10 protein-coding genes are annotated in these 12,832 nt (G+C 60.5%); 2 read left to right on the forward strand and 8 right to left on the reverse strand.

Annotation, left to right across the window (positions count from 1 at the left end):
• Positions 1 to 2: 2 nt before the first annotated feature.
• From cyoD to hmpA, 6 genes are all read right to left on the reverse strand, one after another.
• A complete protein-coding gene (gene cyoD / locus PF1751_RS23110) occupies positions 3 to 344 on the reverse strand; it encodes a cytochrome o ubiquinol oxidase subunit IV (protein ID WP_010206434.1) in 342 nt (113 codons plus the stop codon).
• Positions 344 to 970: a cytochrome o ubiquinol oxidase subunit III gene (locus PF1751_RS23115; protein ID WP_010206435.1), complete on the reverse strand. Its 627-nt coding sequence runs from the start codon at positions 968 to 970 to the stop codon at positions 344 to 346. Before PF1751_RS23115 ends, cyoD begins: the two co-directional genes overlap by 1 nt.
• 3 nt (positions 971 to 973) lie before the next feature.
• Positions 974 to 2,992, reverse strand: coding sequence for a cytochrome o ubiquinol oxidase subunit I (cyoB, locus tag PF1751_RS23120; RefSeq protein WP_010206436.1), 2,019 nt, complete (start codon positions 2,990 to 2,992; stop codon positions 974 to 976).
• 3 nt (positions 2,993 to 2,995) lie between these two features.
• Entirely contained in the window at positions 2,996 to 3,937 is a 942-nt protein-coding gene (gene cyoA, locus PF1751_RS23125; protein ID WP_010206437.1) for a ubiquinol oxidase subunit II, read from the reverse strand.
• A gap of 791 nt (positions 3,938 to 4,728) precedes the next feature.
• Complete coding sequence (locus tag PF1751_RS23130) at positions 4,729 to 5,235, reverse strand: disulfide bond formation protein B (protein WP_010206438.1); 507 nt, start codon at positions 5,233 to 5,235, stop codon at positions 4,729 to 4,731.
• 213 nt (positions 5,236 to 5,448) lie between these two features.
• Positions 5,449 to 6,630 carry an NO-inducible flavohemoprotein gene (gene hmpA, locus PF1751_RS23135; protein WP_044287851.1) on the reverse strand — a complete coding sequence of 394 codons (1,182 nt, stop codon included), beginning with the start codon at positions 6,628 to 6,630 and terminating at the stop codon, positions 5,449 to 5,451.
• 147 nt (positions 6,631 to 6,777) lie between these two features.
• On the opposite strand from hmpA, the gene norR reads away from it, so the two are divergent.
• Positions 6,778 to 8,301 (forward strand): nitric oxide reductase transcriptional regulator NorR, encoded by a 1,524-nt coding sequence (norR, locus tag PF1751_RS23140; protein WP_010206441.1) that lies wholly within the window; start codon positions 6,778 to 6,780, stop codon positions 8,299 to 8,301.
• A gap of 71 nt (positions 8,302 to 8,372) precedes the next feature.
• Here the strand turns inward: norR and PF1751_RS23145 are convergent, their stop codons facing one another.
• A complete protein-coding gene (locus PF1751_RS23145) occupies positions 8,373 to 9,284 on the reverse strand; it encodes a DMT family transporter (RefSeq protein ID WP_010206442.1) in 912 nt (303 codons plus the stop codon).
• A 138-nt stretch (positions 9,285 to 9,422) separates the two neighbouring features.
• Here PF1751_RS23145 and PF1751_RS23150 point away from each other — a divergent pair, with 138 nt between their 5' ends.
• Positions 9,423 to 10,298 carry a helix-turn-helix domain-containing protein gene (locus PF1751_RS23150; RefSeq protein ID WP_010206444.1) on the forward strand — a complete coding sequence of 292 codons (876 nt, stop codon included), beginning with the start codon at positions 9,423 to 9,425 and terminating at the stop codon, positions 10,296 to 10,298.
• Here the strand turns inward: PF1751_RS23150 and PF1751_RS23155 are convergent.
• The gene (locus tag PF1751_RS23155; RefSeq protein ID WP_044287853.1) at positions 10,295 to 12,796 is read right to left on the reverse strand and encodes a LuxR C-terminal-related transcriptional regulator; all 2,502 of its coding nucleotides are present in this window, start codon (positions 12,794 to 12,796) and stop codon (positions 10,295 to 10,297) included. The genes PF1751_RS23150 and PF1751_RS23155 overlap by 4 nt on opposite strands.
• Positions 12,797 to 12,832 lie beyond the last annotated feature (36 nt).

Consider the following 12,832-nt stretch of genomic DNA (forward strand, 5'->3'; position numbering starts at 1 on the left):
CCTCACTTCGCCATCATGAACGTATGGATGCTGAACATGATCCATATCGACAGGCCAACCAGCAGCAGGATTACCAACCCTGCAAACACGAACGCAATCACGTTGTCGCGCTGCTCTTTGGAACGGTCCAGGTGCAGGAAGTACACCAGGTGAACCAGAACCTGAATCACCGCGAACGCCAGTACGATCATCAAAGTGATCGACTTCGGCAGAGTCGGGTACATCACCAGACCGAACGGGATGAGCGTCAGGATTACCGACAGGATGAAGCCGATGGCGTACGACTTAACGCTGCCGTGGCTCGCATCATGGCTGTCATGGTCATGGGAGTGTGCATTAGCCATTACAGAGTCCCCATCAGGTAAACAACGGTGAAGACGCAGATCCAGACCACGTCCAGGAAGTGCCAGAACAGGCTCAGGCAGCTCAGGCGAGTCTTGTTGGTGTTGGTCAGGCCGTGTTTATTGACCTGATACATCATCACCGCCATCCACAGCAGGCCGGCCGTTACGTGCAGACCGTGGGTGCCTACCAGCGTGAAGAACGCGGACAGGAAGCCGGAACGGTGCGGGCCGTAGCCTTCGGAGATCAGCAGGTGGAACTCGTTGATCTCCATGCCGATGAAGCCCAGACCGAACAGGAAGGTCAGGGCCAACCAGCTCAGTACGCCTTTCTTGTTGCCCTTGTAGAAGGCCAACATGGCGAAGCCGTAGGTGATCGAACTGAACAACAGCAAGGCGGTTTCGCCGAGCACGTAAGGCAGTTCGAAGATGTCGTGGCCCGACGGGCCACCCGCTACGTTGTTTACCAGTACCGCGTACACCGCGAAGATCGACGCAAACAAAATGCAGTCGGTCATCAGGTAGAGCCAGAAACCGAAAACGGTCATCGGCCCCGAGTCGTGGTGATGGTCATCGTGCCCATGGTCATCGACATGGGCGTGTCCAGCATTGGTCACTAAGTTCGACATGGTTTAAGCCTGTTCCAACGAGGTTTCTACACGGTTGGCCGGAATCTTCTTCTCGGCTACCAGGCGAGCGTGCTGCTCGGCTTCGATGCGTTCGATCGTTTCGACCGGCACCATGTAGCCTTGATCATCACGGGCAGCGTGAATGATGAAGTAACCGATAGTGCCCACCAGGCTCGCGATTGCCAGCCACCAGATGTGCCAGATCATCGCGAAACCAAACACGGTCAACAGCGCACCCATCACCACGCCAGTGGCGGTGTTGCTTGGCATGTGGATCGGTTCGTAGTGCTTAGGACGCTGGTACGCAGTACCGTCTTCCTTGGCTTCGGTGAACGCATCAATGGTGTTCGCAGTCGGGATCACGGCGAAGTTGTAGAACGGCGGTGGCGACGAAGTCGACCATTCCAGGGTGTGGCCATTCCATGGGTCACCCGATTCGCAAGCGTTCTGCTTACGGTCACGGACACTCACGTACAGCTGGATCAGCTGGCAAGCGATACCCACAGCGATCATCACCGCACCGAACATGGCGACGTACAGGTACGGCACCCACTCAGGGTTGGTAGTAGCGTTCAGACGACGGGTCATGCCCATGAAGCCCAGAGCATAGAGCGGCATGAACGCGACGAAGAAGCCCGAGATCCAGAACCAGAATGCAGCCTTGCCCCAACCTTCGTGCAGCTTGAAGCCGAACGCTTTCGGGAAGTAGAAGCTGAAGCCAGCGATGTAACCGAATACCGCACCACCGATGATCACGTTGTGGAAGTGAGCGATCACGAACAGGCTGTTGTGCAGGACGAAGTCAGCACCCGGGATGGCCAGCAGTACACCGGTCATGCCGCCGATGGCGAAGGTCACCATGAAGCCCAGGGTCCACAGGACCTGGCTGGTCATGCGCAGACGACCGTGGTAGATGGTGAACAGCCAGTTGAATAGCTTCACCCCCGTCGGGATGGAAATCAGCATCGTCGCCAGGCCGAAGAAGGCGTTGACGCTGGCGCCCGAACCCATGGTGAAGAAGTGGTGCAGCCAAACCATGAAGCCCAGTACGGAGATTGCGCCCGATGCATAGACCATCGAGTGGTGACCGAACAGGCGCTTGCCGGTAAAGGTCGAGATCACTTCGGAGAAGATACCGAACGCTGGCAGGATCAGGATGTACACCTCAGGGTGACCCCATGCCCAGAACAGGTTCACGTACATCATTGGATTGCCACCAAGTTCGTTGGTGAAAATGTGGAAATCCAGGTAACGGTCAAGCGACAGCAGCGCCATGGTAGCGGCCAGGATCGGGAACGAAGCCACGATCAGGACGTTGGCCCAGGTGCAGGTCCAGGTGAAGATCGGCATGTCCATCAGTTTCATGCCAGGGGCGCGCATTTTCAGGACGGTGGCCAGGAAGTTGACCCCCGTCAATGTCGTCCCGAGTCCTGATAACTGTAGCGCCCAGATGTAGTAGTCCACACCCACGCCAGGGCTGTATTGCAGGCCCGACAATGGCGGATACGCAACCCAACCGGTCTTGGCGAACTCGCCGACGCCCAGGGACACGTTGATCAGCACCACGCCGGAAACCAGCAGCCAGAAGCTCAGGGAGTTCAGGAACGGGTAGGCAACGTCACGGGCACCAATCTGCAGCGGCAAGGCAAGGTTCATCAGGCCGGTGAAGAATGGCATCGCCATGAAGATGATCATGATCACACCGTGAGCGGTGAAGATCTGGTCATAGTGTTCAGGTGGCAGGTAGCCAGGCGAACCCTCGGTGGCCATGGCCAACTGGGTACGCATCATGATGGCGTCGGCAAAACCACGCAGCAACATGACCATGGCAACGATGACGTACATGACGCCGATTTTCTTGTGGTCGACCGACGTCAACCACTCGGTCCACAGGTAGGTCCACTTCTTGAAGTACGTGATACCTGCAAACAGTGCCAGACCACCCAGCGCGATCATGGCGATGGTCACCATTACGATCGGCTCGTGGAACGGGACCGCATCCCAACTTAATTTACCAAACATCGTTTACTCCTCTGCCCCAGCAGTTGAATGCGAGCCCGTGTCAGAACCTTCAACCGCGGCCACTTCTTTCTTCTCGTGCTTGACCGGCTTGCCTGGCTTCATACCTTCGTACTTGTCGACGATTTTCTGAAACAGGTTCGGCTCATACGCGGAGTACAGAGCGACTGGGTTGTTCTGGCTCGGTTTGGTCAGGGCATCGTATTCAGCTTGATCAAGCTGTTTAGGTGCGGCCTTGACTTCGGCTACCCAGGCGTTGAAACCTTCCTGGCTCGTCGAGATCGCTTTGAATTTCATGCCGGTGAAGCCAGCGCCGCTGTAGTTTGCGGAGATGCCTTCCATTTCAGCTTTTTCGTTGGCGATCAGGTGCAGTCGGGTCTGCATGCCTGCCATCGCGTAGATCTGACCGCCCAGGGCTGGGATGAAGAACGAGTTCATCACGGCGTCGGAGGTGATCCGGAAATTAAGCGGAGTGTTCTCCGGGAACTGGATCTCGTTGACCGTGGCGATACCCAGGTCCGGGTAGATGAACAGCCACTTCCAGTCCAGCGCGACCACTTCGATATTGATCGGCTTGACGTCGGACTCCAGCGGACGGTACGGGTCCAGCTCATGGGTCGACTTATAGGTGATGTAACCCAGGGCGATGATGATGAGGATCGGTACCAGCCACACCGCGATTTCGATCTTGGTGGAGTGCGACCACTTCGGCGCGTAGGTCGCGTTGGTGTTCGACGCGCGGTATTTCCAGGCGAAGGCGAAGGTCATGATGATCACAGGCACCACGACCAACAGCATCAGCAGGGTGGCGGTGATGATCAGGTTTCGTTGATCCAGACCGATCTGTCCTTTTGGGTCCATCAAGGTCCACTTGCAGCCTCCCAGCATTAACATCATGCCAAGCAGCGGCAAAAAGCCTAGTAATCGGGGGTACCTGTTTTTACTCATCTCACGACCTCTAAAGCAGCTTGCGCAATGCAGTTGGGTTTTGATCGCCAACACTTCACCCTGCCAAGGGTTGGCATTTCTCTTCGATTGAATAAGAGCCTGCCCGGTACGCCATAAGGGGGCGTTTCACGGACCTGCGGTGAGTTCTTATTCGATTTCGTGGTTAAAGGCCTTGTTACAGACCAATTCCATTTGGTGCGGATAGTTGAAAGGCTGCCGGAACCTTGGGGTCGCACAGAGCCATCCATCTGCCCCTCGACCGCTCCTGTGCTCAAATATTGAACAGCGCAGGACATTCAGTGCGGGCGATTGTAGTTAGCTAGCGATGTATAAACCATGTCTTATAAAGAAATAATTTTTATCGATTACAGCAATAATCCTTCACCAATATTGCAAAGGTTCGCGATCTTATCGCGTTAGATTCTCAACAAAAACCACAAAAATTGCCGTGTTATAGGCCCATCCGCCGCAGCCCTTACGGGCTGTAAGGGCAAGCCAAACCGATGCAAGCCCCCATAAAACAAGGCATTCGGACATCACGCAATTGCTGGCGCGGCGTGAGGTTCGCGGCCCTGTCGCCACCACGAACTGACAGCACATCTTGGCGGTTTTATGCAAATTTTGGCGGCGGTTCGGCGGGTCAGAAACGTCCTGCGGACGCTTCCGTGTGACAACATGTCGCACACTGCGCGCACCCAAAATTGTCCGGTGTCACGTTCTGTTCACAAATCCCTACAAGCAAAAACGCCCCGGTCTTCCCTCAAGAAGGACCGGGGCGTTTCAGGGCGGGCTCAGGCTTTGCGCTGGCGATTCCGGTAAATGCCCAACGGCACCAGGATCACGGTCAGCACGAACGCGACCAGCGCCCACTGCGCCAGGGACAGACCCAGCACCGGCGGATACGGGGTGCTGCAGAAGCCATCGACCTGGAAGCCCAGGGGGAACACCTTGGCGAGGGGCAGGTCGTCGACGATCGGTTGCAGCACATCAATACCGCAGCTGACCTGCGGGAAGAACTGGGTGTACACGTGGTGACCGGCTGCGGCCACACCGCCGAGGGCGCTGAGTATCACCAGCCCTTCGAAAAACGTGAGAGCCCCTTTGGTGCGCATGGCCGCGCCAATGAACGCAAAAATCGCGATCAGCAATAAGGCGTAGCGCTGCAGGATGCACAGCGGGCATGGCGCCTCGCCCAACACCACCTGCATATAAAGCGCACCGCCGATCAGCGCCAGGCAGATGATGCCCAGCAACACCAGAAAGCGCCGCTCCCTGCCTAAACGCAATTCGTCACTCATATCCGCTTCCCTTTGTTTGGTTGTGCCAATGGCCGCAAGTTTACACACAGGGAGTGGTTTAAACAGAGAGGGGTTAACGGGGGATTAATCTGGAAAAATGTTATGGCAGTACGGACGCCATCGCGGGCAAGCCCAGCGCCCACAGGGGGGTCGCATTTCCCCGTGGGAGCCGGGCTTGCCCGCGACGATGCCGACTCGGTTTAACCCCGAACCTTATTCCAGTGCCGCAGCCGGGCCGAAGAACTCGTAGCGGCTTTGTTTCTCGGGTACACCCAGGGCTTGGAGGTGGCGTTTGATCGCGGCCATGAAGCCTTTAGGGCCCAGGAAATAGGCGTCGATGTCACGCTGCTCTGGCAACCAGGCGGCCAGTTGGTCCTGGCTTAGCAGGCCGACCTTGTCCGCCGCGGGGCTTACACCGTCATCTTCGGCGTAGCAGTAGTAGCGCTTGAGCTGCGGGTGTTTGGCCGCCAGGGCATCCACCCAATCACGGAACGCATGCACCCCGCCGTTACGTGCGCAGTGGATAAAGTGCACCGGACGCTCGGTGGCCAGGGCCGCTTCGAGCATCGGCAAGGTCGGCGTGATGCCCACCCCACCACTGATCAACACCAGCGGTTTGTCGCTGGCCGCCAAAGTGAACTCACCCGAAGGCGGGAACAGGTCAATGGTCGCCCCCACCTGCATCTGGTCATGCAGGTAGTTGGACACCCGCCCGCCGGCTTCGCGCTTGACGCTGATGCGGTACACGCCGGCGTCGGTCAGGGCCGACAGGGAATAGTTGCGGCGCACTTCCTCACCATCGAGCAGCAGTTTCATGCCGATGTATTGGCCTGGCGCGGCAGCGAGGATCGGGCCGTTGTCAGCCGGGGCAAAGTAGAAGGAGATGATCTCGTCACTCTCCTCCACACGCTTGACCAGCAGGAACGGCCGCGCCCCTCGCCAGCCACCGGGCGCCTGGGCTTTCTCTTCATAGATCGCGGCCTCGGCGCCGATCAGGATATCCGCCAGCTGGCCATAGGCCGCGCCCCAGGCACTCATGACCTCGGGGGTCGCAATCTCGCTGCCCAATACTTCGGAAATCGCGCGCAGCAGGCAGGCACCGACGATCGGGTAATGCTCCGGCAGGATCTGCAAGGCCACGTGCTTGTTGATGATCTTGGCCACCAGGTCGCCCAGTTGGTCGAGCTGGTCGATGTGCCGCGCGTACATCAACACGCCGTTGGCCAGGGCACGGGGCTGGTCGCCGCTGGCCTGGTGGGCCTGGTTGAACAGCGGGCGAACTTGCGGGTACTCAGACAGCATCATGCGGTAGAAATGGGTGATCAGCGCTTCGCCGCCGCTTTCCAGCAGGGGCACGGTGGATTTGACGATGGCACGGTCTTGGGCACTAAGCATGAGAGCCTCCTGGGCTTTTTTACTGATTGCCATTACCTACTCAGCATTCGTGCCAACTAATAAATCTATTATTTTCAATGAGTTAATTATAATGTAGTCAGTATGACCTCCTACACCTTATAGTCATAAGGACTACAAGGAGTCATTATGACTGCGCAATCGCTGCTCACCACCCTGCTGCCCCTGGTCGCCGACCTGTCCCGTGAACTGCCCGAAGGCGAGCGTTATCGCCGTCTATTACAGGCCATGCGCGCCCTGCTCCCCTGTGACGCCGCCGCGCTGTTGCGCCTGGACGGCGAATGGCTGGTGCCGCTGGCGGTCGACGGTTTAAGCGCCGACACCCTGGGCAGACGCTTCAAGGTCAGCGAACACCCGCGTTTTGCCGTGTTACTGAGCAGCCCAGGACCCACGCGGTTCGACAGTGACAGCGAATTGCCCGACCCCTACGACGGCTTGGTCGATGGATTGCACGGACACCTGGAAGTCCACGATTGCATGGGTTGCCCACTGTTCGTCGACGATCAGCCCTGGGGTCTGCTGACATTGGACGCCCTCGACACCGAGCGCTTTGAACGCGTTGAACTGGATGCCCTGCAAGCCTTCGCCAGCCTCGCCGCCGCCACCGTCAACGTCGCCGAACGTATCGAGCGCCTGACCCTGCGCGCCGAAATCTACCGCGAGGCGAGCGGCCAGCAGCACAAGGAAATGATCGGCCAAAGCAAACCCCACAAGCGCCTGGTGGAGGAGATCAAGCTGGTGGGTGGCAGTGACCTCACCGTGCTGATCACCGGCGAAACCGGGGTGGGCAAAGAACTGGTGGCTCAGGCCATCCACGCCGCCTCGACGCGCGCCGATAAACCGCTGATCAGCCTGAACTGCGCCGCCCTGCCGGAAACCCTGGTGGAGAGCGAGCTGTTCGGCCATGTGCGCGGCGCCTTTACCGGCGCGTTGAACGAACGCCGCGGCAAGTTCGAACTGGCCAATGGCGGCACGCTGTTCCTCGATGAGGTGGGCGAGCTGTCACTCACCGTGCAAGCGAAGCTGCTGCGAGTGCTGCAAAGCGGCCAATTGCAACGCCTGGGCTCGGACAAGGAGCACCAGGTGGATGTGCGCCTGATCGCCGCCACCAACCGCGACCTCGCCGATGAAGTGCGCAATGGCCGCTACCGCGCCGACTTCTATCACCGCCTCAGCGTGTACCCGCTGCAAGTACCGGCGCTGCGTGAACGCGGGCGCGATGTGTTGCTGCTGGCCGGTTTCTTCCTCGAACAGAACCGCTCACGCATGGGCCTGGGCAGCCTGCGCCTGACCAGCGACGCCCAGGCGGCACTGCTGGCCTATAACTGGCCGGGCAACGTGAGGGAACTGGAGCATTTGATCGGACGTAGCGCGCTGAAAGCCCTGGGCAACTGTCGCGAGCGTCCGAAGATTCTCAGTTTGAATGCCCAGGACCTGGATCTGCCCGATGTCAGCGCACCGTTGATCGAAGAGCAAACCGGCAGCGCACCCGTTGTGACCGGCGACCTGCGCCAGGCCACCGAGCAGTATCAGCGCCAGGTGATCAGCGCCTGCCTGGAACGCCACCAGCACAACTGGGCCAGCGCCGCCCGCGAACTCGGCCTGGACCGCGCCAACCTCGGCCGCATGGCCAAACGCCTAGGCCTCAAATAACCCAAACAACCCTGGTCAAATGCAGGAGACAACACTATTCGAATGTGGGCGCTGGCTTGCCTGCTCCCCCATTAAATTTGTTTTGCCTGGAGGACCGGATTAACAGCCTGAACCACCCTCACCCGCCGAAACACCAACACATTCCCCACCATCACCAACACCAACCCCGCCAATGCCGGCGCCGTCCACTGATACCCCTCGGCATACGCCGACACATTCAGCGCCACCACCGGGAACAGCACGGTGCAATAAGCGGCGCGCTCCGGTCCCATGCGCCCGACCAGGGTCAGGTACGCGGTAAAGCCGATGACCGAACCTGGGATCACCAGGTACCACAGCGCGCCGATGTAGCGTGCACTCCAGTCCATTTCGAAGGGAATCCCGCGTACCACACAATAGGTCGCAAGCATCGCCGCGCCATACGCCATACCCCAGGCATTGGTGGTCAGCGGCCTGAGCCCGGCCTTCTGTTGCAGGCTCGACAACAGGTTGCCCGCCGAGAAACACAGGGTCCCGAGCAACGCCAACCCCAAACCGAGCAAGGTCTGCGGGCTGGCGGCATGCCCCACCAGTTCCGGCCAGAACAGCAGGCCCAAGCCCATCAAGCCGAGCCCGCCGCCCATCAACACATTACGCGCCACCCGCTGGCCGAAAAACACCCGGGCATTCAGCGCGTTCCACAGCGTGGCCGTGGAAAACACCACCGCCACCAACCCACTGGGAATCCACTGGCTGGCCGTCAGAAAACATATGAAGTTGACGCAGAACAGGCACAGCCCCTGGGCCAGGCAGATCAAGTGCCCACGCCGGTTCATCACCTGCAACTTACGGCTGAGCAACAACAGCGCAAACAACACCAGCGCCGCCAAGCCAAAGCGATAAACGATGGACACGGGGATTGCCACCACGCCCAGTTGCCACTTGAGGGCAATCCAGGTGGTGCCCCAGATCAACACGGTGAGTAAATACAGGGAAAGGTTCATAGCGGGCTCCATCGATTGAGCCACAGTGTGGCCTGCGACCCATCGCGCGCTCTTGCACAATCTTGCGCTTTTGTCGGGCGGTGGGCGCACAGCGTCCGCCGCGCGGAGTAGGATGCAAGGCGTCGGAGAGTACGAACCATGCCTGATCTGGAATCCCTGCAAGTCTTTCAAGCCCTTAACCGCTCGCCCAATGCACGCCTTGAAGCCTGCGCCGAGCTCGGTGACGGCTTGTCTGCGGCCTTGTGGAGCAACCATCACGATGCCCAGGATTACCAAGCGCCCAGTCATCACACCTTGTCGTGCTACATCGGCGGCGGCACCGGCACGTTTCGGCGCGACCAGCCAGGCACCAAGGGCGGGCCGGACAAGTTGTGCATCCTGCCCGCCGAGCATCAGTCAGCCTGGGTGATCAACGGCGAAATCCGCCTGGCCCATGTGTACTTCAGCCCGGAGCAATTCGCCCTGGGCTGCGTCACCTTGCTCGACCGCGAACCGCGCGCCCTGCAACTGCGCGAAAGCACCTTTCTGGAAGATGCCAGCCAGGCCCGGCGCTTTCACCAGTTGATCGCACTGAACTGGCACGAGCCCGCCGAGCGCCTACTGACCAGCAGCCTGGCCCATGAAATGCTCAGCCACACCCTGCTCAGCCAGGTCGGCGCCCGCGAAGGGCTGAGGTTGAAAGGCGGGCTGGCGGCACATCAGCGACGGCGGTTGGCGGAGTACATTGACCAGCATCTGGAAGACCCGATCAGCCTGGGTCAATTGGCCGGGATGTGCGCGCTGTCGGAATACCATTTCGCACGGATGTTCCGCCAAAGCTTCGGCCTGCCGCCCCATCAATACCTGTTGGCGCGCCGCCTCACCCGCGCCCAGGCACTGCTGCGCAGTGGCGCCCTGCCCTTGGGTGAAATCGCCTTGATGTGCGGGTTCTCCAGCGCCAGCCACTTTACCCATCGCTTTCGCCAGGCCATGGGTGCCACCCCCGGCGAATACCGCCAGGCGTTCTGCGCCTAGGCCATCAACCCCAGGGTCTTGGCCTTGGCCACTGCTTGCGTGCGTCGCTCCACACCGAGCTTGCTGTGGATACGCCGCGCGTGGGTCTTGACCGTATGCAGGGAGATAAACAGGCGGTCGGCGATTTCCAGGTTAGAGTTGCCAAGCGCGATCAACTGCAGCACCTCCAGCTCGCGCTGACTGAGTGGACTCTCTACCGCACCCGAGACAGGCGCTTGCGGCTCCATGCCCAGTTCACTCAACAACCCCGGCGATCGCAACCGCAGTTCGCGAATCGCCTGTTGCACCTGGCAACGCGCGGCCAACTCCAGCCCGGTTTGCAGCGAGCGGCGCGCCAGCGCACAGTCGCCGACTTGCCAGGCCACTTCGCCCAGCACCAGGCGCAGTTCGGTTTCCAGGCAGAGCATGCCGCGCTGATGGGCGGTTTCCAGCAAGGCCGTGAGCCGTGCCACGGGTTGATCGGCCGCCCCCAGTTTCACTTCAGCCAGCACCAGCAGATACTCCAGGCGCGGCACCAATTCCAGGGTGGCGGGCGGGGCCTGTTTGGCCTGGGGCCCACGAAAGTGGCGAAGCACGCGGCGCACCGCTTCCACCGTCAGTTCGGCACGGCCCTGCTGCAACCAGAAATGCCCACTGACCAGCAGCAACACCGCGCGATACACCGTGTCCGGCACCTGACGTTGTTGCATCAACCGTTCGGCGTCGCGCAGCTGCACAAAGGCCTGGGCGTAGTCACCGCGGTTGGCGGCCAGCAATGCCAGGCCGAGAAACCCATAGAGCACGCGCTTGTCCTGGCTGTGCAGGCACATCTTCAAGCCCGCCTCGAAACACTCGGCGGCCAGGCTGTCCTGCCCCTGGCGCAACGCCAGATGCCCCCGCCTCAAGGCGATGCGCCCGACCAAGGGCCCGGCCTTGAGGCGCTGCTTGAGCAACATCGCCTGCACATTTTCCAACAGGCTCTGGGCCCGGTATGGGGCACCACGCTGTTCCAGCAGTTGCGCGTGGTCCAGCTCCAACAAGGCTTCGAGCAGCAACGAGCCATGGGCGCGGGCCAGGCACAAGGCTTCGCGGCTCAGGCCTTGGGCCACGTCCAGCTCACCGCGCAGCAAGGCTTGCTGGGTCAGGCCCGAGAGGCACATCAGCCGCGACGTCCAGGCGCTGTCGGGCAAGGCGTGTAGCGCTTCGAGGAAATGCTCCCGCGAGCGCTCGGCATCACCGCCCAGATGCAGCAACCAGCCCCACTGCGCCTGCCAGCGGGCCAGCAGATAACGCTGTTTCGCCGCCGTCGGCTGCGGCGCGAACCGCGCCAGTTGTTGGATGCATTGCGCGGCCTGCTCGAAGCGCCCGGCGAACAGCAACGCCGCCGTCAGCAACCCGACCAACTGCGCCGAGCCGAGCATCAGTTCATCGCCATGCTGTTCATGCAGGCGCAACAGCAGCATCGCGTTCTGCTGGCGGAACAGGTCCTCGAAACTGAAGTGCTGCAACAGGCTCACCGCCACTTCATATTCTTCGGCGAGCAGTGCGTGTTCAAACGCAGCCTGCCAGTCCTGTTCGGCGGTGAACCATTGGCAGGCGCGACGGTGCCATGAACGTTTGGCCGGCCAAGGCTCATCACGCAGCAAATCGGCGAGTGGTGGAAAGACCTGCAGCCACTCGGTGTCTTCCCAGGGCTGGATAAACGCGCCGAGGGCCTGCAGATCGTGCAGATATTGATTACCGTCGCCAAAGCCGAACAGGTGCTCGCACAATCCCGCATTGAAGCGCGGCAGATGGGCCAGTACGCGCCAGGCTTCGGCCAGTTCGGGTGGCAAGGTACTGAACAGTTCGTGTTGCAAGTAATCGAGCAAGGTCTTTTCCGGGTGGCCGTCACCCAGCAAGGCAATGCGTGCACCGGCACACCAGCCGGCGCTGAACTGCAGCACCTGGTCGACGGACTGCCCTGGCGCATAAGTGAGCAGCTGCTGGATCTCGACCGGGCTGAACGCCAGGTCTGCGCCGCACTCCAGCAATTCATCGTCAAGCAGCAGCCGTGGCCAGTTGCACAGCGGGCGCCGCCGCGTGCCCAGCCACCAAGTCAGCGCCGGGCTGCTGGCGGTGAACAGGCGATCGAGCAAGGCGTCGGTGTCCGGCGCGGGCAAACGGCAGAAGTCATCAAGGAACACCCACGCCGGGGCCTGCCAACGCGCAAGGTCCGACAGCAGTGTCGCTTCATCGATGAACGGCAGGTCGAGGTTCTGCGCCAGGCGCTGGCAAAGATCGAGGGGGCTCAGGGCAATACCGTTGAGCGGCAACCAGTGCACCGGGCAATCCTTGGGTGCCTGTAGCGCGCATTCGGCGAACAACGCACTTTTGCCACTGCCAGCGGGCGCGCACAACAACTTGACCCTCACCTGCGCCGCCAGCAAAGGCTCGGCCAAGCGTGGGCGCAACAGATGGTGGGCGGACAGCCGAGGCATGAATCCAGGACGGTCCAGGCAGCGGGTCATGGCGGTCATTGCTGCATCCTGCTTTTTATTGTTATGCAACCTGGC

This window comes from Pseudomonas simiae (genome assembly GCF_000934565.1).
In the GTDB taxonomy this organism is placed as follows: Bacteria; Pseudomonadota; Gammaproteobacteria; order Pseudomonadales; family Pseudomonadaceae; genus Aquipseudomonas; species Aquipseudomonas simiae.